General features: G+C 65.7%; 19 protein-coding genes. 8 read left to right on the top strand and 11 right to left on the bottom strand.

Features of this window, described 5'->3' with window-relative positions; genetic code table 11:
* Nucleotides 1–20 precede the first annotated feature (20 nt).
* On the top strand, nt 21–797 hold the full coding sequence (locus tag OV207_RS01775; protein WP_267552020.1) for a hypothetical protein: 777 nt from the start codon (nt 21–23) through the stop codon (nt 795–797).
* A 168-nt stretch (nt 798–965) separates the two neighbouring features.
* On the opposite strand, the gene OV207_RS01770 is transcribed toward OV207_RS01775, so the two are convergent.
* Entirely contained in the window at nt 966–2,147 is a 1,182-nt protein-coding gene (locus OV207_RS01770) for a DUF6068 family protein (RefSeq protein ID WP_267552019.1), read from the bottom strand.
* Nucleotides 2,148–2,604: 457 nt separating this feature from the next.
* Between OV207_RS01770 and OV207_RS01765 the strand changes: the two genes are divergently transcribed.
* Nucleotides 2,605–3,375 carry a zinc-dependent metalloprotease gene (locus tag OV207_RS01765; protein WP_267552018.1) on the top strand — a complete coding sequence of 257 codons (771 nt, stop codon included), beginning with the start codon at nt 2,605–2,607 and terminating at the stop codon, nt 3,373–3,375.
* A 30-nt stretch (nt 3,376–3,405) separates the two neighbouring features.
* The gene (locus tag OV207_RS01760) at nt 3,406–4,152 is read left to right on the top strand and encodes a trypsin-like serine peptidase (RefSeq protein WP_267552017.1); all 747 of its coding nucleotides are present in this window, start codon (nt 3,406–3,408) and stop codon (nt 4,150–4,152) included.
* A gap of 83 nt (nt 4,153–4,235) precedes the next feature.
* On the opposite strand, the gene OV207_RS01755 is transcribed toward OV207_RS01760, so the two are convergent.
* The 8 genes from OV207_RS01755 to OV207_RS01710 form a co-directional block, all read right to left on the bottom strand.
* The gene (locus OV207_RS01755) at nt 4,236–4,994 is read right to left on the bottom strand and encodes an immunity 52 family protein (RefSeq protein WP_267552015.1); all 759 of its coding nucleotides are present in this window, start codon (nt 4,992–4,994) and stop codon (nt 4,236–4,238) included.
* A gap of 12 nt (nt 4,995–5,006) precedes the next feature.
* On the bottom strand, nt 5,007–6,620 hold the full coding sequence (locus tag OV207_RS37620; protein WP_324291486.1) for a Tox-REase-5 domain-containing protein: 1,614 nt from the start codon (nt 6,618–6,620) through the stop codon (nt 5,007–5,009).
* Entirely contained in the window at nt 6,610–7,932 is a 1,323-nt protein-coding gene (locus OV207_RS01740; protein ID WP_267552013.1) for a hypothetical protein, read from the bottom strand. Before OV207_RS01740 ends, OV207_RS37620 begins: the two co-directional genes overlap by 11 nt.
* Nucleotides 7,933–9,273: 1,341 nt before the next feature.
* Complete coding sequence (locus tag OV207_RS01735) at nt 9,274–10,464, bottom strand: HNH endonuclease (protein WP_267552804.1); 1,191 nt, start codon at nt 10,462–10,464, stop codon at nt 9,274–9,276.
* An 86-nt stretch (nt 10,465–10,550) separates the two neighbouring features.
* Nucleotides 10,551–12,659 carry a DUF4209 domain-containing protein gene (locus OV207_RS37730; RefSeq protein WP_420715153.1) on the bottom strand — a complete coding sequence of 703 codons (2,109 nt, stop codon included), beginning with the start codon at nt 12,657–12,659 and terminating at the stop codon, nt 10,551–10,553.
* 118 nt (nt 12,660–12,777) lie between these two features.
* Complete coding sequence (locus OV207_RS01720; protein WP_267552011.1) at nt 12,778–14,067, bottom strand: serine/threonine protein kinase; 1,290 nt, start codon at nt 14,065–14,067, stop codon at nt 12,778–12,780.
* A gap of 174 nt (nt 14,068–14,241) precedes the next feature.
* Entirely contained in the window at nt 14,242–16,077 is a 1,836-nt protein-coding gene (locus OV207_RS01715) for a serine/threonine protein kinase (RefSeq protein ID WP_267552009.1), read from the bottom strand.
* An 11-nt stretch (nt 16,078–16,088) separates the two neighbouring features.
* Nucleotides 16,089–16,997, bottom strand: a complete 909-nt coding sequence (locus OV207_RS01710; protein WP_267552008.1) for a DUF2381 family protein — start codon at nt 16,995–16,997, stop codon at nt 16,089–16,091.
* A gap of 374 nt (nt 16,998–17,371) precedes the next feature.
* Here OV207_RS01710 and OV207_RS01705 point away from each other — a divergent pair, with 374 nt between their 5' ends.
* The 5 genes from OV207_RS01705 to OV207_RS01685 all read left to right on the top strand — a co-directional run bounded on the left by OV207_RS01705 (nt 17,372) and on the right by OV207_RS01685 (nt 21,888).
* On the top strand, nt 17,372–17,659 hold the full coding sequence (locus tag OV207_RS01705) for a hypothetical protein (RefSeq protein ID WP_267552006.1): 288 nt from the start codon (nt 17,372–17,374) through the stop codon (nt 17,657–17,659).
* Between the two features lie 227 nt (nt 17,660–17,886).
* On the top strand, nt 17,887–18,954 hold the full coding sequence (locus tag OV207_RS01700; protein ID WP_267552005.1) for a hypothetical protein: 1,068 nt from the start codon (nt 17,887–17,889) through the stop codon (nt 18,952–18,954).
* Nucleotides 18,951–20,486 (top strand): primase-helicase family protein, encoded by a 1,536-nt coding sequence (locus tag OV207_RS01695; RefSeq protein ID WP_267552003.1) that lies wholly within the window; start codon nt 18,951–18,953, stop codon nt 20,484–20,486. The genes OV207_RS01700 and OV207_RS01695 overlap by 4 nt, the downstream gene beginning before the upstream one ends.
* The gene (locus OV207_RS01690) at nt 20,483–20,704 is read left to right on the top strand and encodes a helix-turn-helix domain-containing protein (protein WP_267552001.1); all 222 of its coding nucleotides are present in this window, start codon (nt 20,483–20,485) and stop codon (nt 20,702–20,704) included. Before OV207_RS01695 ends, OV207_RS01690 begins: the two co-directional genes overlap by 4 nt.
* Nucleotides 20,701–21,888: a tyrosine-type recombinase/integrase gene (locus tag OV207_RS01685; RefSeq protein ID WP_267551999.1), complete on the top strand. Its 1,188-nt coding sequence runs from the start codon at nt 20,701–20,703 to the stop codon at nt 21,886–21,888. The genes OV207_RS01690 and OV207_RS01685 overlap by 4 nt, the downstream gene beginning before the upstream one ends.
* A gap of 96 nt (nt 21,889–21,984) precedes the next feature.
* On the opposite strand, the gene OV207_RS01680 is transcribed toward OV207_RS01685, so the two are convergent.
* Together OV207_RS01680 and OV207_RS01675 are read right to left on the bottom strand one after the other, a co-directional pair.
* Entirely contained in the window at nt 21,985–22,731 is a 747-nt protein-coding gene (locus tag OV207_RS01680) for an SIMPL domain-containing protein (RefSeq protein ID WP_267551997.1), read from the bottom strand.
* A 124-nt stretch (nt 22,732–22,855) separates the two neighbouring features.
* Nucleotides 22,856–23,500 (bottom strand): hemerythrin domain-containing protein, encoded by a 645-nt coding sequence (locus OV207_RS01675; protein WP_193346052.1) that lies wholly within the window; start codon nt 23,498–23,500, stop codon nt 22,856–22,858.
* Nucleotides 23,501–23,674: the final 174 nt, after the last annotated feature.

Below are 23,674 nucleotides of genomic sequence, written 5' to 3'. Positions count from 1 at the left end.
CTCGTGAAGAGGAGGGGCGCATGCGACCGGAGCACTTCGAAACCCTGGATGGCTCGACACCGGACGTCACCCCGCTGGCGACGGAGGTCGCGAGGCTTCAGCCGCTGAGCGCCTTCACGCTCCTGGCGGGAGGCGACGTCTTCGAGGCGCGAGGGGGCCGTCCGCCCGCCGAGGGGCCCGCGCGAGCCCGGGCCTATGTGCAGGCGAAGGTGGAGCTCAAGCCGTACGGAGCCCCCGCCGCGCAGGTGCAGCGGGTGCAGGAGGAGCTCGCGCGGCAGCTCTCCGGCAACCTCGCGCTCATCGCCCGGATGGAGGCCGCCCGCCCCCTGACGTTGGAGCTGATCCCTCCCGGCCACACGCTGGTGAAGCATGGCTATCCGAAGGCGGTGTCGCCACGCGCCGCGGGGCTGTTCTGGGACCGCCCGGACTGGCCCCGAGCGCGCATCGCCCTGCGCCAGGACCAGTTGGAGTCGGAGCAGTACCTCGTCTTCCACGAGATGGCCCACGCCATCCAGGGGCTGGCCTTCACCCGGGAGGAGAACGAGCTCATCTACCGCACCGTGCAGCGCACCTACCGCAGCCGCGCGGCGGTGGACGAGGTGTTCGCCATCTACAGCGAGCGCGAGTTCGTCACCGGCGTCTCCGCCCACGACCTGCGCGCCCCGGGCGTCTACGGCATGGCCCGTCAGCGCTGGAACGAGGAGCACCTGTTCACCCGCTTCGTGCGCAACCTCTACTTCCCCTACAAGCCCCTGGCGGGGGGCAACGCCGGCTCGGCGACCTCCAGCTTCGGCTGAGCGGGGCACGGCATGTTCGGGTCCGCCGCGCCCCTGTGAGCCCCGAGCCACCAGGAGGTGCACCCGCGACGCCCGTGGAAGGGCGCCGCGCGCGCATCGCCACGGGATGTCACGCCACGGACCTGGCATCGGGCGCCAGCTCCGTGCGGACGCTGTCGCGCGCGGGCGTTACCTCGCGCCCCCGAGCCACGAGCCCCACCGCACGAGCCGCGTGCCGCCCTCGGGTTCGCGCTTGCCACCGGCGACCACGCGCTCGGTGCTGCTCGCGAGCGGCTGGAAGCGCGCTTCAAGGGCCAGGCCCGCGAGCTCCGGCGCCCACGGCTCGGCCGCGAAGGTCTGCGAGAAGACGCGCTGGATGCCCTCCACGTCCTCCGAGCCCTGCTCGATGCGCGCGGGCACGGCGCGGCCCTCCGCGGTGAAGGTGCCACGGGTGACGGACGCGCCCGCCGCGGGCCCCTCCTCCGAGGCCAGGGCCTCCCAGGGCATGCCCATCAGCACCTCTTCCAGCCGCTCCGGCTCGGCCTGGGAGAAGTCGGTGCAGGGGGCGGCGCCGGGGACGACGGGGCCTTCGGTGCGCAGCAGGTAGCCGCGCTCGGCGGTGAAGCACACGCGCTGCACGCCCGGCGAGGGGTCCACGTCCACGAGCCGGTCGTAGTACGCGCCCGGCCCCAGGGGCCGCGCCATCTCAGGCACGGGGGCGCTGGCTCCGGCGGAGCCCTCGCGGAACTCGCGCAGCGTCAGCTTGAAGCCGCCCGGGGTGTGGAAGCCGGCCGACTCGGTGCTCGCCTCCAGCAGGCCGTGGGTGAGGTAGAGCGGGCCCGGGTCGTTGGCGTACACGCGCGCGCGCAGGGGGCCGTCCACGGGCCGCTGGTCGCTGACGTAGCGCATGGCCTCCCAGGTGCGGCCGGCGCTGGAGGGCTTCTCGGCGGAGGCCTCGCCCCCGTGGGGCACGTCGAGCGGGCGCGTCGTGTCCGCGCGCACAGGCACCAGGAGGTCCTGCGCCAGGCGCGGCTGCGTCAGGGGCTTGCCGGCCTCGTCGGTGAAGGCCACGCGCACCCAGACCCAGGGCTGCTGCACGGCCACCACCTCCAGCGTCAGCTGCCCCCCGACGGTGCGCGCGGTGCCGCCGCCCTGGTGCGCGGGCCCCTGCGTCGCGGCGAAGTCGTAGGTGAGCCGGTCGCCCACGCGAGCGCGCTTCCAGGCGTCCGTGGCCTGCATGGGCGTGGACTCCTGGTCCGGGGTGTCGAGCGGAGAAGGGCCGGTGGACTTCGTGCTTCCACAGCCCGGGAGGAAGGACAGGGTCGCGCCCAGCAGCGCGGCGAGGGGAAGGGAGAAGTGGCGCATTGGCATGGAAGACGGGATACACCGGGAGTGGATTCACGCCCACCCTTCCCGCGAACCACCGGCCCCTCCCGACGCCCCGGGCATGTCGCGCCGTCAACACCTCGCGGGACGCACGCCAGCGGCACTTTCGCCCCTCTGTCCACCCCGGGTCCGTGACAGCCACCTGTGACGCCCGCGCAGGTGACCGATTCAAGGACACCCGCGCACCGAAATCAGGACACCTGTTCGCGAGTGACAAAAACCACGTCCGGACAGGTGATTGCCTTCCCAGGTGTCACGTTCCGTTACGACATCGTGACTTGGAGCTGGAGTATTGGTGCTCCATGTAATTCCCCAAATGCCAGCTATTCCCCTCTGATAATCCGAGTGGCCCGACAGTTGCTCAGTGGCGAGGCGCGCAGACCGCGGCTGACGGGAAGGTCAGGCGGAGGCGCGTTCCCCCCCGACTCAGAGGAAGAAAATCATGTTCAAGAAAGCGGCAGTCATCGTGGCGAGCTGTGGCGCGTTCCTGTCCGGCTGCGGTAACGACACGCAGCTTGAGAACCAGGAGATCGTCTCCAACCTGATCGAGGCCGGGTTCCCTGAGAACGACATCATGGTCGTCGACGACGCCGTGTACGTGGGTCTCGACGCGCACGTGACGCTCGAGGCGTCCCGCGAGATGCTCCAGACCGACCAGCAGACGGCGGAGCAGTACCGGACGACGAACCTCGTCAGCTCCACCAAGACGAAGATCTGCATCAACCCCAACGCCACGTTCAACAGCTACAGCCGGCTGAGCCAGGGCCTGGACCTGGCCATCCAGAACTACAACCAGCTCGGCCTGAGCTTCACGATGGCGCGTGGCCCGACCACGGGCTGCAGCGCGAACATCGCGGCGCGGACCATGTCCGGCGCCGGCGGCTCCGCGGGCTTCCCGTCGGGCGGCAACCCCTACGGCACCATCAACATCGGCACGGGCCTGCAGAGCTACAGCGTTGACGTGAGCGAGCACGTCATCACCCACGAGCTCGGCCACGCGGTCGGCTTCCGTCACTCGGACTACTACAACCGCTCCATCAGCTGCGGCGGCGCGGCCACCAACGAGGGCACCGCGGGCGTGGGCGCCATCCTCATCCCCGGCACGTCGGGCACGGCCACGGTCGGCGGCTCGGTCATGAACTCCTGCTTCCGTTCGACCGAGAGCGGCGAGTGGACCTCGTCTGACAAGACCGCGCTGAACGCCCTCTACTAGGCGATGGAATCCAGGCCCCCCGGTCAAGTCATGCGGCCGTGGGGCCTGTTGCTCACGGGCACCGTCCTCCTGGGCTTCACCGCCTGTGGAGGAAGCACGGTGCCCGTGGTTCCTCCGGTCTGCGAGGAGCCCCAGGTGCCAGAGGTGGGCAGCCTCACGCAGTGCGGCCCCCTGGCTGATTTCACCCCCATCAACCGCTATCAGGGCGCCTTCGCCGACGTCGTCCAGGCGCGCGAGGACGCGGTCGTCATCATTGATGGGCGCTGCACCGGAACCCTGATTCAAGCGAGCGCGGGCCCGGTCGTGGTGACCGCAGGGCACTGCGCCGCGGTCGGGGACCGGGCGCTGGTGGTCTTCAACTTCGAGGACGCGCCCGACGGCGACCCGCTCATCACCGAGGGCACCGTCATCGAGCAGGCGCTCGAACCCGACTACGCGCTCATCGCGCTCGACGTGCTGCCCGACGTCACGCCCGTCCCGCTGACGGCCCGGGCCACTGAGCGACTTGCCATCATCCAGCATCCCCGGGGCCGGCCCAAGGTCATCGCCGAGGGCGGCTACCTGGCCACCTGCCGGCAGCTTGTCTACTACACGGACCTGGACACGCTGGTCGGAAGCTCCGGCGCGGGTGTGCTCAACCGCGAGGGCCACCTGCTGGGCATCCACACCGACGGCGACTGCTATTCCACCGGCCAGGGCTCCAACAGGGGTTGGACGTCGGATGCGCTGGTCGAAGCGTCCCCGTACCTGCTGCCCTCCGACATCGTCGAACGCTGAGCCCCTGAAACAGTGTCAGGGCGTGGAGCGTCCGCCGATTTCGGGAGGGGCAAATGGCGCGGCCTTCGGTCACCCGATTGCGCTCAGAACGTCACGGCCGGCATGAGTCCCGCACGGGCCAGCAGTTCGCGCACACGTCGCGCCAGTGCGATGTGCTCGGGGTTGGCTGCCGTGAAGCGCTCAGGGGTCAGGATGATCAACGTGCCCTTGTCCTCCACCGGCTCGATGCGCACCGGAGCTGGAAGCGGCGGCACCGTGCCGATGCGGCGTGAGAGGTACGTGATCCAGCCCAAGGAAAAGGGGGCCGAGTCGGGCTCCCGGTACTGCATCCTGTAGGCGCTGGAGCCTGCCAACGCCCAGTCCGGCTCCCAAGAAGACACCATGCCGCGCACAACGTCCGTCAGCACTGGCGTCGTGAGCAACCGGCCCGCATTCGGCCCTTTCGATGGCAGGGAAAGCAGGCAGTGGTTGGAAACGGCCTCTGAAGACATGCCGCCATTGATGCGCAGACTCGCGCAATCATCACCGTTCCCACCGTTGTCGAAGGAGGAGCGAAAGCCCAGTTGCTCGATGGCCGGCCCTCCCTTCTCGCGGTTGACGCCTCGCCGGAACAGCTCGGTCAAGGTGGGCACATCAGGCGGCATGAGGGGCACATGGCGCGCGTCCTTGCGTGACCTGGCTGGCTTGTACCATTGGGCCAGAAGGGGATCGCACGAGGCCAGGAGGTTGAGGAAGGTGGCCGTTCGCCGAGCACATTCCTCGGGTGACTCCTTACGCGGGCCCCAGTAGGCGCCAGCATTGTAGGTTTCAGGGTAGGTCTCAGGCTCGGACTTACCGGTCACGATGTTCTCTCCTCAGAGCGCGGGGGTGTGGATGACCTTGATTCCTTTGACTTCCGCGTCCTCAAGCAGCTTCCGGATGGCATTCGCGGCATGCTTCTCCGAGACGTGCCACTCGATGGGAATGCCCATACCCCGAACCTTGTCGCTCTGTCGCTGGGCCTGATCAATGAGCCCCTGGGCTCCGGAGTTCCGGAACCACTCCCTGGGCTCCAGCCCCTCGAAGAAATTAGCGTAACCGGTTCCCTTGGCCTCCAGCAGCACGCCATCATTGAAGCCGTCGAACTTCACGCCGCCGGCCTGCGTGCTCGTGCCGCCTACCCAGTAGGCATCATCGGCGGAGTGTCCCGTGATCTGCTCCTGATAGCGCCGAGCGGGCGGTTTCATGGACTCCTTCGCTGGCCCCCACTGTCCCGGCCCCTGGGAAGGCGCTCCTCCGTTTGACGCCGTGTTCGCCCTCTGGAGGACGATGGCCGCCCCGGGTCCGCCGCTCATTGCCGCCGCCGCGCGTCCTGCTGGCACCGCGATGCGCTCCAGCGCCAGCGCGCCCTCCGCCGACAGCGAGAGCACCGGCACAGAGACTTCCGCGCCCAGCGCCATCCCTTTCAGCATCCGGGTCGTGGCCGAAGCCGCGCCCCCGGTCATGAGCAGGCCCGTCGTCAGCCGCGACACCTCGCGGATCTGCTCTCCGCGGGTCATGGACTGGAAGCGCTCCCAGTACATGGGCGAGGACGCGATGAGTGCCGCCGCGCCCGCCGGCAGGTTGCTCAGCCCAGCGAGACTGTCCACGGGACGCGTGAGCAACTGGCCCAGCGCGTGGTACAGCTCCACGAACGCATCTTCCGCTCCATCCAGGGTGCGGTTGATGACGTCCGCGTCGTCGTACACCTCGGCCATGGGCCGCCAATCCGAGGCCTGGAGTTGCACGTCCACGGTGCGGAAGACACCGCCCTTGCCGCTGTAGAAGCGACCCAGTTCGAAGCCATGCGCTCGGAAGGCGCCGTCCTTCCACTCGACGGGTGCCACCTTCTGCTGCGTGCGCCCCGCGAGGGCCCACGCCAGATAGCCGTCCGGTCGCAACACCGCGATCTGTTCCCGGGAGAAGCACTCGACTCGCCGCAGGAGTTCCTGCCGCGTGACTTCGCCTCCGTCCATCACCTCGCGCAGGATGAAGCCCACGGCCATGCGAGGCGGGAAGGCGTCCAACGTGACGGGCTTGCCCACCAGCACATCCAGCAGACGCGCGGCTTGCGTGGGCGTCAGCGCTCCTCCCACAGGGCGTTCGTCCCGCGCCTCCAGGCCCGCGTTCGTCAGCAACTGCTCCCAGGCGTCCGACTGCAAATCATCAGGGCGGGTGACGTCCGCCATGGCCACCGCACGGACGGGGCTCGCTCCCGTCACCACCTCACGCACGGCCTTGCGGCGGTACAACGGCGGCGCTTCCTCAGGCCGCGTGACGCTCATCGCCGGGGCGGATGCACGCGGCGCCTCGTCGTTCGACGCTCGCACCCCAGGGGCGCCCGTGGCCGTGCGGGCTGTGTAGCTCAGCGTCCTTCCGGGCCCGGGAGGCACCGAGGCGCAGCCGGTGACGAGGAGGGCCACGCACCCAAGCAGGACGTCAGCGCGCATTGTCCACCCCCAGGCCCACTGATGCGAAAGCACCTGGACGCAGCGTCCCGTCACCTCCTGGGAACAGCAGCGTGCCGCCCGAGGCCACCGCGTAGAACTTCCCCGCCACGATTCGCCAGCGCGCCTCCGCCGCGCCCAGGTAGCGCGCCCCGGGTTGGCCCAGGCCCGCGCCCAGCCCCTTCACCGCAAGCTCCAGGCTGCGCTCCAGGAGTTGCACCGCCAGCCGTCCGTCCGCATCCAGGCGGCCCCAGGAGAAGGCCTCCACGCTCAGCGACGCCATCAGGTGCCGTTGCAGTCCGCGATAGCCCACGCCGTCCCAGCCCACCCGTGCCTCCGCCTGGAGCGAATACCCGTCCGGGAAGTGAGAGGAGGCGAGCGGCGCACCCTCCGGGCCCATTGCCTGGAAGCGCGCCAGTTCGTAGTCCGGGCCGAAGAAGCCCTGTCGGAAGCCGCCGTGCTGCCTTCGCGCCTCCAGGCGGAGTGACATGTCCCGCGTCGGTGTCACCGCATCCGCCCCCACGCCCAGCACCGCGCCCCAGGCGCCTCCGACGCCCGGCCGCCCTCCCCAGCCCGCCAAGAGGTGCGCTTCCAGACCCGGGCGCCTGAGCACCACCGCCGTTGCGTCCAGGTGCGCCAGCGTCACGGACGGTGCATTCCCTCCAGCGCGTCCCCAGTCATGCACGGCGGAAACAGCGAGCGAGTAGCGTCCCGGCGTGTGATTGGCTCCTAGGAGAACGCGCCCCACGTCCAGCGCGACCTCCGCCCCCATCAACCGTGCGCCCAGCACATCCGAGGCGAAGGCCTCCGTGTAGAGCGGTCCGACGGTGCCCGTGAGGAAGCCACCCGCCGGGTGGTAGTCCGGGTTCGTCCGGTTGGAGTAGCGGCGCACCAGATGCGCCGACAGCAGGCTGTAGTCCTCCAGAGCGCCCAGCCACACTCCCACGGGCGCAGCGTCCGAGCCCAGCTTGAGGCCACGCACGAGCTGGCCCCAATCAGAGAGACGGTCCCAGTCCTCACGTCGCACGTGGCCCGCGCCGTCCCATGCTCGCAGTCGAACGGGAGCGCCCAGGTTGAGCCCGACCTCTGGGCCGCCATCCAGGATGAGCGTGGGCTCCAGTTGGACGAAGCCTTCGGCCCCACCGCGGCCCGAGCGTGGCAGGAGCACGAGCGTCGACACCTCCAGCCGAGCCAGTGAAGACCAAGAGCGGGTCGGCTCCCTGGGGGCCGAGGCCTCGGAGTGCGGCGACGCCGTGGCCTCCCCTCGCATGAGAAGAAGCCATGGCCAAAGCACCGCCCACCCACGGCTGCCCATCGCGCGCGCCTCCTGGTCGCACTCCGGTACGGTGTGCAGGACCCGGTCATAGCCACCAGGTCCGACAAGTCGACCGCGCCATGATTTCAGACGGTGAGCTGCTGTCTCGCGGCCCGGTGCAATCCAGCGTCTTGCACTGTCTTCACTTCGTCCGGGTGGGACGTTCAGTCCTGCTCCGCTTCCGCGTACAGCACGAATCCATCGACGGACATGGAGCCATGAGGGACGAGCATCTCCACGAGAAAGAGGTTGTCGCAGTGCCTGGCGTTCGGCCCGCCAAATACAGTCTTTCGATGGAACGATGACCCAGAACCGTGTCTTCACACGGTCCAGCGGAGGTTCGCCGTTCCAGTAGCGTCCCACGTCGTGACCGACGAACCCTGAGCGTTCGATATGCCCGCCAGCGTCCACTGGTCCACCGCAGGCTGAAGATGAAGTCACCCCACAAGTTCCGTACCGCGAACTCTCACCCCTGAGCCGTCTGATTGGACGGGGGCAACTCCACCCTCCCTGCCCACCAGCCTGACAGTGGTCAGCCTGAACCAGGGCCCTGGAGCCCTGGAGCCCTGGAGCCCTGGAGCCCTGGAGCCCTGAGCAACGCGCCTACTGGATGGCGAAGATGAGCGTCACCTTCGCCAGTGCGACAGGAAACCTTACGCAGGACGCGCGGTTACCCACCTGTCGCTCTGGTTTCGCTCGGGGCGCCATCCCGTGCTGTTCCGGGGAGTTCCCTGGTGTGCCCCTTCAATCCACGCTGGAGGGGCACACTGGGGGCACATGGCAGCAAGGCAGCAGAGCACTTGGCCACCCCTGCATGATTTCGAGCACGACAGGCTCAATGTGACGCGCAGATGCCTCTACCCCCCAGCCTCTTTGGATTAGCCCTCAGTTAAAACATCCCTCCTGAGCGTCACTTTCATCTAAAAGTGAAATCAGCTATTCATCTCTCCGCGTAACAGTACCAGCCCTTGATTCGCCTAACTGAGCGGAGGACGAGCTTGGCGTTTCCGCGTGGGGTTTCCGCAAGTTCGAGCACTTCCTCTATCCGCCGTGCGTCGCGTGCAAGTGCGAGAAACATGTCGACCGCGCTCATATGAGTGTCGGACGCGAGGGAGAAAGACTGCGAGCCTAGCGGCGTCGGAAACCGAAAAGCCAAGTATTTAACGCGATTACCCATGGGTCCCTGGCTCCCATCAAGCTGATAGGCCTTGGGGGCACGCCTTCGCGCCTCATCAAGAACTCGAACCAACTCCGCAAGACCAGTCACTTCAATCGGCATTACGGCTCCTCCCAATTCGCACGCAAGACTACGATCACACACCCCGCCCGCTCCAACAGCGCCTACTTCTGCGCAGCGGGAAGCACAGCAACAAAATGGTCGTACGCCACCTTCACATCAGCAACAATAGACTCCATCGCATCCACAAGTCGCAGATATCTATCTTCTTGCTCCGGAGATGGAGAGCCCCTGTCGACATTCCCTTGAGGCCAAAGGGCAAAAGCCGTATCTCGTTCATCAGCGCTCCCAGCAGAAGGGTACGGATAGAACCAATTTGCAACAAAACCAACCAACTGCTTGACGGCCAAGCACAACTCATCAAGAGGCTGGTATCCCGTACTGGCCAAGGCTGGCGCCGAGAGAGGTAAATAATCTTTCACAACCCCCAAGAACTTCCTGAACGGACCAATCTGGCGCAAGAAAACCAAGTGATCTACGTCCATGGCCGCGAGCAGATCAGCAACAACCTGCTTGCTCAGTACAAGAGGCACCTGCTCCACAAGTTGGCGCAGCGCCCTGTCGTCATGAAACCTCGCCAAGCTCACAATATCGACTGGCGTTTCAATAACTGGCCCATGAGCCAACCTGACCTTGAGCAGGCCAACAGTCGCCCCTTCAGGAAGGGGTAGACGCTCCCCCCCATCCTCAAAGCTCCATCCAAAAAACCACGAACCTTCAACTCCGTCGAAGGCCTGTAGCCGCTCACCTCGATGGTCCAACTTACGAAAACCGCCTCTATTACTCGGAAAGCCATTACTGGACGCGTTGACTTGTGTCCCTACGGTTAGCGTGGCACCCATCATCGTCATCGGCTGTTCGGACTCATTCCGGACGGAGACTGTCACGATGTAGTCTTGATGCGTGCTCGAATACACCGCCGTTGCCCAGTCGAAGACGGGCACAACCCCATTGGGCGCTCCTACAAGCCCGCCCATACGGAGTTCTGCTTCAGCCTTACGCGCGAGAAGCAACGCCACGGTAAAGGTCACCTCGTCGCGATCAATCTTGCCGTGACAGTTTCTACACAGCCAAATACCATTCTCAATAGCGCGTCGCTGATCATCTGACATCAAGGGGTCGTAGCGGCGAGCATCAGGCTTGTTGCCCTTTATATGCGCAGCCTCTCCAATCGAGGTGACTGCATTAGGGGCTTCTGCCGAGGCGCCCTTCGTGTGGACAAGGCAAAAGGAACAACATGCTCCCACACGTTCAGACAACGTCCGTTTCGTAGATTCTAGAAACTCTCCGCTCATCGTCCCTCCTGGTGGCCACAAGCCTATCTTAGCCTGCATTTGGGCAACATCGAAGAGCTTCCAGAGCGACTCATCGGCGACAAGACCTATGACGCTGACAAGCTCGACGAGTGACTGTGGCACGAGCGCGGAGTGAAGCTGATTGCTCCGCATCGCCGATGCGTAAGACAAAGACCCGGGATGGGCGAGAACTGCGTCGATACCGCCGACGTGGGGAAGGTGGAGCGACTCTTTGCCTGGCTCCAGAACCTCGGCGCCTCGTGACTCGCTACGGGGCGGAGGCGGAGGCGGAGGCGGAGGCGGAGGCGGAGGCGGAGGCGGAGGCGGAGGCGGAGGCGGAGAATTTCCTCGGCTTCCTCCACCTCGGCTGCGTCATCATTCTCTTGAGGCAATTTTGAGGTCACCTCTACCCACCGCCACTCAAGCTTCGCATCGGAGCAGCCAACTGAACAATGCCAAGCAAGACAAGAGCAGCACAAAACTCCCCCCAAATCCCTATCCAACAACAACCCATGAGCAACGGAATTCCTCAAGTTATAACCCCGCTCGTCCAAAAAAACATGCTTAACCCAAAACCACAGCCGAGGTCCCATCGCCTTTTTGGAATCACTAACCAGTCGCTCGTCTCCCTCTTCACCAAAAAAGACCCCCAGCGTTCGCTCCTGCAATCTCCCCCCTTGGTCAGCCCTGTACGTAGTTACGCTAACCCCCAACTTAAGCAGGCAGTTCCGAATCGCTGATTCAAACTGAGGGACAAGAACATGAACGGCAGAAATAAAATCTCCAGCAAAAAAACGAGCCACACCAGCCCTGACAGAACCCTCATGCCCGGAAGGAACTACACCTCTTGAAACCAAAAACCCAACCACGGCGTCTGCATCAAGGCCGCGAGCAACACATTTTCTCAACAAATTCAGCCAGAACAATCCGACAGCCACAGAAACATGATGACTTCGCATCCTTGCTCGTTCCGACTCCAGCCCGTTCGGATCATTCGCAACCCTGCGATCACCGACGAGCGTCGTGCTTGATGCAAAGTCGCTCAGTCTCGCATCGGCAGGGTCAGGCTCGCGCAAAGGAATGTCCAGATCAGGAATCAGTGTTTCTGATCCAGCACAGCGTTCCAGAACTTCATCAATCGACTCCGCGCTTAATATCCGTCCAAGAGCAGCATCGACGAATGCATCCGGCACTTCCACAGAAGAGACATACGTAGTCATTTGCTCCACACTCAAAACATTGGCTTCCCTTGCCTTTGTCTTCGCCAACTCTGCCGCCAACGGATCGCCAGCCACCAAAAACGCATCAATGGCTTCCATGAACAAAGAGCTAGCCAGGAGGCCATTTTTTGCGCTCAACTGGAATTCCCCCTGTCGCATCAACGACTCGGCGATGAATCGGTCACGAGGCCCTATGGGAGTCCCCTGGAGTTTATCAACCCGGCCAAGCAGCACTTCGGCCCGTCTCTCGTACTCGCCAAGCACAGGGTGTGACTGGCTGCTCTTAAAGTCTTCCAACACAGCTCGGACTGAACTAAGGGCACTTTGATCTAAGGCAAACCTAGCGCGGGATGAATTCTCACTTACATCCAGCATCGTCTCCGCTAGGAACAGAGTGATTCCCGGTTTTCTCAAGCCCTCAACAGCTCGGCTTTTTAATGCACCAGTAAGGCGCTCCGTCGCCCCTTGTACCCACTCAGGCCTGCGCACAAGAAATCCCAACTCAGCAACGCGCCGTCCGATGGTCTTAATGTCCATCCATCCGGTCGGAACAAGCTCCAGAGCATCAATCCAACCCAAATAGCCGCCAATCGCACTATTCACAAGCTCAATAGATCCTGGAAGCTTATGTATTTTTCTTGTTTCCCACAGAATGTCTCCGTAATGAGCCTTGAGAGCTGGGTTTTTTGTTGATTGAGCGCGCTCTCTCATTTTCACCCATTGTTCAGGGCTCATCTGGCTCCAGATTTTGGCAACCACCTCATCCAAGCCGTCTGCGGGCGAGAGCGCTGGGATGAATCGCGGCGATTCATCTGAAAGCGGCTGTCGCAGCCTCATCCATAGGAACATGCTCTCCGCACGAATCTCATCAGGGGCCGATTGAAGTTCGGGATACTCCTCACGGATTATTCCAAACACATGTTCAATGAAATGGGGGCACATTGCTGCCGCGTCCAGCCTCTCGAATACCTTCATTCAATCCCCAGCAATCTTCGTCCGAGATTCACGCCATTAAGCATCAGTGTCTTTGTGCGTTGCGACAATCGTTGGCAATTTACCGAAACCGTTGCTTCCCTGAAATGAGCAAAGAAACTTAGCACGCCGAGCGCGTGTTCAGCCGACGTGCCCCTGCCCCCGGAGCAGTAGTCACCTCGTCTGGGTGACGGTTTTTTGTAAGCTGACGCGGCAATATCTTGCTCGGTGCGGGCTCTGTCGAAACCTCATCTGGGCTAGCTATATCTAGGATCGGCACGGCAATGCCGCCCTCGTCATCTGGCACCTCGATGTCCCAGAGCTGATTCTCCGCTTCCACGATGGCTCGCTGAGCCTCCTTCACCGCGTCCTCCCCCGAGTAGGTCGGCAATTGCGCCAGACGCGCGCGGAATAGGCCCTCCAACTCTGATGCCGTGGCGAAGCGCTCCAGGGGGTCAGGCCGTAGCAACGAGTGGAGAATGTCGCGCAGTGGCACGGACAGGCCCTCCGCCGCGCGCTCCACGTCATCGGAGCGATAGGACATGGCACACCGGATTATGTCCTCCGCGAAGGGCGGCAGATTGAGCCCCAGGGAGGCCACGGACGCCGCGAGTACCTTCTCCCGTTCCTCCCGCGATAGCCGAGCCTCCACCCCGTCCGCGAGTAGGTGGCCCGGGTCGTAGAGGTGCCGGCCCGTGGCGAACTCCAGCAGGGTCAGCCCCAGGGAGAAGAGGTCGGCCCGCGCATCCACCGCGTCGCCCAGCAACGCCTCAGGCGCAGCATAGAGGACTTCGCCTTGGGGCCGGGGGAAGGATGTTGCCACGCGCCCCGTCAACAGGGAGAGGGCCACGCCGAAGTCCGTCATCCGCACTTCACCGCGCGGCCCCAGACGGATACGGCCCGGGTTGACGTCGCGGTTGACGATGCCCAGCGGCGTGCCCGCTTCATTCGTGCGCGTGTGCGCATAGTCCAGCGCCGCCGCAACCTCCGCGCCTACGTAGAGGACGAAGGACTCAGAGAAGTAGCGTCCGCGCGCCTGGGCCACCGACAGCAGCGTGTTGAGCGACAAGCCCTCCAGGTTCTCCATCACCACGCACAGCCCATGCGTCATCTCGACAAGCCCATGGACGCGCGCGATGCGCGGATGCTGGAGGTAGCGCGTAAGCCGCACCTCTTCCTCCAGCCGCGTCCGCGTGTGCTGAAAGCCTTCGGACAGCTCTTCGCCTTGCGGCAGAGGGATGCACTTGAGCACCACGCAGTCGCCCAGCCCTTGGGGCGTCCGGATTAAGGCGAGCAGGACGCGCTCTCCCAGCCGCCCCACTCCCAGGTCCCGGAAGAATTCGTAGGATGTGTCCCCCTGAGTGAAGAGTACGACGCCGCTGGAGAGCGGCGGATCAGACGGATGGGCCATGCGGATACCCCTTGCGCCTACGCGAGAGGAATTCGCGCGAAGGAACTTGCAAGGTAGTGCCCACATCGATCCTCGGGAACGACGCGGCGGGTTCAACTCCCCCGGAACTCCTCTCACTCCGGGTGAGAAGGACAGGGGCTGAATTGTAAATGAGTGTTACGTCGGGCAGGAGCCTCAACGCCAACGTTCGACCGCGATGCCAGACAGGTTACTGCGAGTCACGATCTCGCCCGGCTTGGACTCCTCGGCCCTAGTGCTCCATCCGAGGTCCTCATGGTTTCCCACCTCGATGCAGACCGGCACCCTCTGGCCATTCGGAAGCCGGGCCTCGGTGTAGCGTCCGAGCAGCCGGTCCTTGTTCCCCGTCCACAGGTAGCCGTACAGCAGCGTGCCTTTGGGAAGTTCGGGCCGGTCGTCGGTATACACCTCACCCGTCACGGGCCCCTCGCGGAAGATCCCATCATAACCCGCGCGCTTCTGACGCGCGTCCGCGTAGAAGGCGACATAGGCATTCTTCCGCAACCCCAACCCGCCGTCCGCCTTCTTGGTGAACATTGCCTTGCGTGAGGCCTCGGGGCAGTCCGCGGCCTCGGGCCGCACCTGGGCTCCCGGGCAGCCCATCTGGAGGGCAGCGGCGGCGGTCAGACCCGCGCACGTCTTGAGGAAGCCACCCCATTCCGCCGGGGGCCAGCCCGGGGAGACGGCCAGGGGCTTTGGCTTCCTGATAGCGGGAGCGGGCGGCGGAGACATGGGCGAGGGAGCGCGCTTCACGGGAGGACTTTCCTTCTGCTCGGGTGCGGACACGGGAGAGGCTACTTCAGGGGGCATCGTGGCGGGCGCTGGAGGGGGAGCAGGTTGCGTCAACTCTGGATTCACCTGCCATGCGGAGGAGGGCGCTAACGGCGTCCGCTGTGCAGCGGGAAGAGACTCCGAGGGCGTCGTGAAGCGCCAGAGCACGAGGCCGCCCAGGAGCACGGCAAGCGCCACCATGAAGGCCCCTCGCGCGGTCACCAGTCCCTTCCGGGCGGCCGGGGCAGGCACCTCTTGTGATGGCATGAGGGGTGGCGCTTCGGGGGCGAGTTGGACGTGGGGATTGGGAACGTGGAAGGGCTCCCTCCAAGCGATTCCCACCTCGGGCAGCAATGCGGCCAACTCGCGCTTCATCACCTCCGCCGTGGGGGCACGCTTCTCCGGATCCCGGGCAACGAAATGGAGGACGGCCGCGCCCAGAGCCGCTGGCACCCGAGGGTTGAGCGAATGCGGTGCGGGCAACTCCAACCTGCCCCCCAGAAACATGGCCGGAGACTCACTCCAGGGGCGCGCAATCGTCAGCAGGTCATAGAGGCAGATGCCCAGCGCGTAGACATCATCCGTGGCCTTGAAGGCGTAGCGCGCCTCGGACTCCTCGCCATGCTCGCGCAGGAACTTCGTGGCCTCGGGGGAGCGGTAGCGCCGGGTGCCGGGCGGCAGGGGGGAGTCCGTCAATTCGGGCGCCTGCGCGTAGCTGCCCACCCCGAAGTCCAGCAGGAAGGGCTCGCCGTCCGAGGCACGCACCAGGATGTTGCTCAACTTCAAGTCACGGTGGAACACGCCCCGCGCGTGCACGTGGGCCAAGGCGGAGGCGAGCTTGACGAAGAGGGCCACCACCTCGTGCGCCGTGGGGTGCGTCTTCTCCATCCACTCGCCCAGCGTGTAGCCCTCCACGTAATCCTCGACGACGTAGAGCCAGCCCCGTGTCGCGTCATTCCATCGGCCGTGGGCATACGTGCGCACGATGTTGGGATGGCCGCTCACCTGGGCCAGGCAGACCATCTCCCGCATCAGGCGCGCGTCCGACTGCTCCGCGTCTCCACTACTGGCGCGGTGCATGGCCATCTTCAGCGCGAAACGCTGGCCCTCCTTCTCCACAAGGTAGACGGCGCCGAAGGAGCCCGAACCCAGGGCCTTCACCACGCGCCAGCCATCCACCATCTGCCCGGGCTTCAAGCTGGCGGGAATGAAAAGCAGCATGGCCCGCGCTTCTAGAACACCAGGGAAGGGATGAGAAGGCGCCGGGCGCCCGCGCTGTCACGCAGCTCCACTCGGAGGGTGGCGTCTTCGGGCCAATCCTCGCCACGGGCCTCCACCACGACCAGCGCCTTTCCTCCGGGAGCGATGTGAGGCTCTCGCATCGCCACCATCGCGTGGGCGCGCCCACCACGCACTGAGGACAGTCGAGCCTCCGTGGGCGTCCAGGGCACTGCCCCTTCATTCGAGATTGCAAGCGAGAGCGCGACCCACCCTGTGCCTCGGAAGGCGGTGACACGCTCTACCGTCAGCCTGTCAGTGGGCTTCAACAGTGGGTCCGTGAGTTCTTTCACCTGGATGCCGTTGAAATCCAACATCCCAGCCAGGAGCATGCCCGAGGGTCCCGTGGCCGCAATTCGCGCTCGAAGTGCTTCCAATTCGATGTTCTTGCCCGCGCATGCGGCGCGCAGTTCGTCCAATTCGGCCTGCACCGCCTCGGCCGTGCGTGGCAGCCGCGACACCTGGACCTGCGCATCCACCTGTGTGGCGTTCGTGACGGGCGCGAAAACAGCGCGTGCTGGGGCCATGCCGTCCGCGAAGGGCACGGTCAGCAGCACGTGCTCACCCGCTCCCACGTCGCCTGTGGGCTTGAGTATGATCAGCCGGTCATTGACCACGATCAGCTCGAAACGGTCTCTGGCGTCCCCCAGCTTCACTCCTGCACGATCCACGGGGGAGTCGAACTCCAATGCAGTGAGGGAGCCAGAAGCGACGTGCAGCTCCACGGGCTTGCCGGTTGCGGACTGGGAGAGTGTCACCCGCCGCTGCACCAACTCACGCCCTCGTGAGGGCTCCTGAGCCGTGACGTTCGTGCCCAGCAGAAGAAGAGACAGCAGCAGCAACGGACGGAAAACCAGGAGCACCGGCAGGCAACCTCCGAGAAGACGGCGCTGACCGTAACAGGTGCCGTGGGGTCGCAGATCTCCGCGCAGCCTTCGCACGCGGTCGTTTCGGCAAGGAATCAGAGAGTACGCCGCGCATAACGAGGCCCCTCATTTTTCCTGAGAATTTTTCGAGCGTGTGGGACCTCCGAGCAAGGTCTCACAGGTCGACTCTTCGGAAATCAGAACCGGGGGGGACATGGACCTACCGCAGCAGGTCGTGGCGCTGAACCGTCCGGGTCTACGAGCCACAAGCGAGGGAGCGGCGCGGGCCCTGCGGAAACATTGGAGCGTGGGCCACCTTCGGAAATCGCACCCATTTACGGGGGCGAAGTCACAGCCAACGAAGGACGACCATGTTTGAAGCCGTCGAGAGTTACCGCCCTCACGTCATCGCGGCGCTGGGTGACGCGGGCGCCCAGGGCCTTACCGTGAAGGAGCTGCGCGCGCGCCTTGAAGCCGGAGAGGGCGTCATCCGTCGAACCCTCACCCTCCTACTGTGCACGGGCGTAGTGCGCGAGGCTTTCCGCTACACACCGGGCGCGCGGGGTGCGGCGCCACGGGCCTACACCCTCGCCCATGCGGATGACACGGCGCCGGTTGTCAGCTCAGCGACCGCCCTGGGACAGGCGGTGACGGAGTGACTGACGCGACCTGTTTTCCTCTCTCCTTTCTCTCTTCTTCTCCTAAGGAAAAGGAAGTTCTGTCACTCCGTCACGTGCAGAGTGAAAACCCCGGTGACGGAGCAGTGACGGAGCCCCCACGCGTTGAGTGCTCCGTCACATCCGCCATCGCGGCCGGCTGTTCTTCAACCTCCGCGCTCGCATCCTGGGCGGTCTGCCTGACGGACTCGCGGTTCACGCCCGGTGGCATGGAGGTCGTGACGTTCGGTCCACTGGCCGAGCTGATGACCGCGCTCTGGGAGGTGGCCGTGGATCCGCTCCTGCGCGAGGAGAAGGACGGCCGCGCCATCATCCCCGCCAGGCCGTGCCCACCCCGCGCTGATGGCCTCTACGAAGGCAAGGACGGGCAGCCCACACCCACGCCCTACCGGCGCAACGCGAACTTCTCCCACGTCGCGCTGGGCATCGTGGACTTCGACGGTGAGACCCAGGCCGCGCTTGAGGCGTGGCTTGCGAGCCTGCGCCGCCGTGGCCTGTGGTTCCTCGCCTACCCCACGCACTCCTACGGGCGCACGTCGAAGCCCATCCGCTATCGCGTCGTCTTCCCGTTCAGCGAGCCCGTTCCCGTGGGCTCACCGGGCCGCTGGTCAGAGCGTCTGTGGCCGCGCCTCATGCAGTGCGTGGGCCTGGGCGACATGACCGACGCCGCGCTGAAGGCCGATGCATCCTGCAAGGACGTGGCGCGGCTCTACTACCTGCCAAGCTGGGATCCCTCCAACGCAGTGCCACGCCCAGCCCCTGAACATCACCAGGGCCAGCCGCTGGACGTACAGGCCGAGTTCGGTCCCCTGCTCCGGGAGCCCTTCGCGCGCTACGCCGAACGCCCCAATGAAAAGCAGGTGGACGGCTTGCGAGCGGCGAATCCGAGTGACGTGCGCAAGCGGCTCCAGCGCTTCAAGCGTTCCGACGTGGTGACGGTGCTCGCGCAGATGGACGCGGGCGAAGTGCTCATGCTCGACGGGCAGCGGCACCTGGGCATCAACAAGCTGACCGAGTTGCTGGCCAGGGTGGCCAAGCCTGACGAGAGTTCAGAAAGCATCCTCGAATGCGCGCGCCGCTCGCTTGATGCCCTCGCCCACCTGGAATCCTCGCGCGACGTGTGGGGCGAAGCACTGCGTGGGTTGCGAGGCGCACGCGCCAAGCTCACGCAATGGGAGCGACAGCGGAAGGCTGACCAAGAGGCAGAGCACGCACGATGGCTCCGGGCTCTGAAACTGGTGGCCCATCCGAGCCTCGAAAACGGAGGCGAGCGATGAGCGCGGAGATCCAGCCCGGTAACGCTTTGGCTGACGTCGCCGACAGGGACACCGCGCTTGCCCAGGTGGCAAAGCTGCCGTTGGTGAAGATCGTTCCGCTGGAGCGCTACCTTGCACGTCGACACGACGGACACGGCTTCGCCCCCGAGTTCCTGACCCAGAAGGCCGCGGAGGACTACCTCATTTTGCGCGGGCTATTGGAGCCGCGCGATACGTGGCCACGTGGGGCGAGCCCGCTAGCGTCCTCGCCGAACGTCCCGGATCTCTGCGTGGGCGTCATGTCCATGGAGTGCCGGCCGCACGCCCCCGCGCTCCTCATGCGCAAGGACGGGACTTTCGCGGTCAACACCTGGGAGCCCCCTTCGCTCGTACCCGTGCCGGGAACGTGGTCCAACGTGCGCCGCGTGCTTCTCTGGCTCGCGGAGGACGAAGCCGGGTTGGACTGGTTGCTCGACTGGATCGCCTTCAAGGTCCAGCATCCGGGCTCCAGGCCGGGCACCGCCATCCTTCTGCAAGGGCCTCCGGGTTCCGGGAAGAACGTGCTCTATCGCGTGCTGGCGCACCTGTTGGGGCCGTCCAACTGCGTCCAGATTGGAGAGGCGGATCTGGCCAAGCCCTACAACTTCCACTTCGCCACGAAGCTCCTGATCTTCGCCAACGAGCTGCTCGATAACCACAAGCGCGGGGGCTCACTCGGCGACGGGCTCAAGGCGACCATCACAGACGGAGAGGTCTTCCTGGAGAGCAAGGGGGTTGCCCGGACGTCCGCTACCAACCGCGCGGCGTTCCTCGCAGCCACCAACCGGACAAAGCCCATCGAAATCGAAGAGGGCGACCGCCGCTGGACGGTGCTCCACAACAGGACCAAGCCCGCCGAGTACACGCACCCGGACCTGGGCATGACGCATCGGGAGTTCTTGGAATCGCTGCACGCTCCCGGAGAGGACGACGCGTTCACGCCCGAGTTCATGCGGCAGGTGGCCGCCTTCGCTCACGCCATGGTCAACCGCGCCGTAGACGTGCGACGGGTCCGCCGGCCCCACATCAATGCGTCCCGCGAGGAGCTTCAGCAACTCAGCGAGCCGGTGACAGAGCAGTTCCTGCGAGAACTCAGCGAGAGCCCAGATCCCGACGGACAGCTCCGCGACTGGGCGACGACGGGCCCGATGGCCCAAGCGATTCACCGTGGCGGCGCTCAGGTGGGCAAGACCCAGGCGTTCACGAATGACGCGCTGTATGCAGCGGTCTGCGGCTTCTGCATCGCGGTGGGGCAGAAGCATCCGCCCCAGAAACGGACCTTCCTTGCCGCGCTGAAGACAGCAGGCTGGACCGAGCAGCGCGACAACAGGGCACGGGGCTGGCTTCCCTCTTGGCATCAGCCGGCTCAGGACGCATCACCGCAAGCGGCGAAGGTCGTTCCGCTCACGGCCCCACGCGGTGTTCACGTCACGAGCATGAGCAACCCACAGCCGTCCCCCGCGGCAATGCCAGGCCGCGCGCCTCCAACCAACGGGGGCGGGCCGACGCGATGACGAAGCCCACGGAAGCAGGGGCCAGCGCACCCGAGTTCCTGACGGTCGATGAGGCCGCAGCGCTCCTGCGCGTGAACCGGAAGACGCTCTACGAGTTGATCCGCCTGACTCAACTCCCAGGCGTGATCCACATCGGCCGATCCATCCGCATCCGCCGCGACACGCTGTTAGCATGGCAGCCGGGTAACGGCGGTCCTGCGCTCGGAGAGAACCGATGAGCGTCAGACTGCGGAAGTGGAAGACGAAGGAGAGGAAGGTGCAGGAGGCGTGGTGGGTGGACGTGAAGTACCAGCACCCCAGCGGGAAGGTGGAGCGAGTCCGCAAGGCATCGCCCATCAACACCCGCCGGGGCGCGGAGGAGTACGAGCGTCAGGTCCGCCACGCCTTGCTGACCGGGACCTTCGGAAAGGAGAAGCCCACGGAGAAGCGCATCGTCACGCTAGCGGAGTTCGAGCCGCGCTTCATCACGTACAGCGAGAACAACAACAAGGGTTCCACCCTACTCAGCAAGCGGCAGATTCTGGCGGACCACCTCCTACCGTTCTTCGGGAGCATGGCGCTGGATGCCATCGGCCTCGCGGAGGTCGAGGACTTCAAGGCCGCCATGCGCAAGAAGCACTCGGGCGCACGAGCGCGGAAGGAAGCCCCCTCGCGGGCAGCCCTCCGCTTGCGCAAGGGCTCCGGGCCACCGCCCATGAGCCCCCGGTACATCAACAACACCCTCACGGTGCTGCACAAGCTGCTCACGCTCGCGCAGGAACAGGGCGTCATCGCCCATGTCCCTCGCGTGAAGCTCCTCAAGACGCGGAAGCCCGATTTCGACTTCCTCACCTTCGATGAGGCCGAGCGGCTTGTCGCCCACGCCGAACCCGCGTGGAGGGCGCTGCTCCTCGTCGCCATCAAGACGGGCCTTCGCGAGGGCGAGCTGATGGGCCTCCAGTGGAGTGACCTGGACCTGCCGCGCGGCAAGCTCCAGGTCCGGCGCACCCGCACGAACGGACAGGAAGGCTTGCCCAAGGGTGGCCGCGAGCGAGGGGTGGACCTGCCCGCATCCGTGGTCGATGCCCTCAAGGAACACCGGCACCTGCGCGGGGCCTACGTGTTCTGTCAGGAGGACGGTCAGCCGCTCACCGACGGCCTGATGCGGCGACCGCTGGAGCGCAGCCTGATTCGGGCGAGCATCACCCGCGAACAGGGCCGCATCGGTTGGCACGACCTGCGCCACACCTACGGCAGCCACCTCGCCATGCGCGGTGTCCCGCTCAAGGTCATCCAAGAGCTGATGGGCCACGCCACCATCGAAATGACGATGCGGTATGCCCACCTCTCCCCGGAAACGAAGGAGCGCGCCGTCCAGCAGCTCGACACGCCCGCTTCGCAGAATCGCGCCGCTCTGGCCTGAACGCGCCAGAGGGGCACATTGGGGGCACATGACGATCCCCCGACAACGCAGCACCCCGGCAAGCTGTTGAGATTGCTGGCCTTGGGATGCCAGTAGCTACTGGATGGCGAAGATGAGCGTCACCTTCGCCTGCACCGTCTGCTCTTCCGGACTGATGGGCGTGGTGGGCGCGGAGCGCGACTCCGCCATGTCCATGGCGAAGGTGGCCGGGTAGAGGCGCGGCGCTTCGGTCACCGTGCTCGCGTCCAGCACCGCGCCCAGCTTCACGTTGAGCGACGCGGCCAGCACCTCCGCCGACTTGCGCGCGCGCCCCACCGCCTGCCGCAGCGCTTCGCCCTGCACCGCGTCCTGGCGGCTCAGCCCGAAGCGCACCGAATCCACCCGGTTCGCCCCCGCCGCGAGCGCCTTGTCCAACAGCCCGCCCACCTTGGTCAGGTCCGTCACGTGGACGCTCACCAGGTTGCTCACGCGGTAGCCCTTGAGCTTCGGCTCCCCACCCTGCGGCGGCGACGGCGTGTATTCCGGATAGACGTTGTAGTTGCGCGTCTGGAGATCCCGCTTCGCGATGCCCGCGGACATCAGCGCCGCCAGCACCTTCTCCATCCGCTTCGCGTTCTCCTCGCCCGCCGCCTTCGCGTTCGCGGCGGACGTCTCCACCGCCACGTCGATGAAGGCCTCGTCCGGCTGCGCCTTCACCTCACCCGTGCCCTCCACGCGCAGCGTGCGCACCTGGGGATCAACGGGGGGACGCGCCTGGGGCGAACCGGGCGACGGCGACTGCGCGGCCGCGGTGAAGCCCGCGAGCACCACCAGCGTCGACAACATCCTGCGCACTGCGGACATGGCGCCTCCTTCCAAAGGCCGGGGACCACCCTCGCGTCTAGCGCGGAAGTCCCTCCTGCCCCAAGGACGCCGAGGGCCCGGCGGACATTCACCGGGCCCGTGACGTCGTGCGCCGGACGCTCGCTCAGTGCGGCAGCGACTCGCCCGCGGAGTCCATCGTCATCGTGGGCTCCGGCTTGCGCGCCGGACGCCGCGTGGCCTTGCGCACCTGCGTCTCCGCCTTGCGCCGCGCCGTGCGCAGGGCGTCCCGCCCCATGTCCATCACCGCCGACACCGCGCCCGCCAGCAGGTTGCCCGGCGGCGTGTCCGGCGCGGCCGGGTGCGGGTGCGTGGGCGCCGCCCGCTTCGCCAGCTCCAGCGCCTCGCCCACCTGCCGCAGCTCCTGCGGCTTGAAGACCTTCTTCACCTCCGGGAACAGGTACTGCTCCTCCTCGGTGACGTGCGCGCGCACGTTCTCCATCAACACGTGCATCTTCGCGTCGAAGCGCTCCGCCTCCGGCGGCATCGTGTCCAGCTCCGACAGCAGCCACTTCACGACGTGGTGCTCCTCCAACGCGCGCAGCACGTCCGGGGACAGCTCCTCCGCGCGCGCGCGAACCGCCGGATAGAAGACCTGCTCCTCGATGGCCGCGTGCACCGACAGCTCGCGCACGACCTCATCCACCAGCTTGCGCTTGTGCGCCAGCGCGTGGTCGCCCGACTTCTCGAACTTGCGGAACAGCTGCTCCACCGTCTTGTGGTCCGCCTTCAGCAGCGTGATGGCATCCATCGGCCCTCTCCCTTCCAGCAAACGGGGGCCCGCGCCTCCCCCTCCCGAATGCGCCGGAGTTCCTCGTCCTGGCGCAGCGCGGCACGCCCCGAATGGTGGGGATGGATTCCCGCCCGTGCCCACCGGCGCGCCACCGCCTCACCCGCCCGCCCGGAGGGCAGACAGCCAGGCTGG

This window comes from Corallococcus sp. BB11-1, from assembly GCF_026626625.1.
Lineage (GTDB): Bacteria > Myxococcota > Myxococcia > Myxococcales > Myxococcaceae > Corallococcus > Corallococcus soli.
The sequence above is the reverse complement of the archived record's forward strand: the minus strand, read 5'-3'. Positions and strand labels throughout refer to the sequence as shown.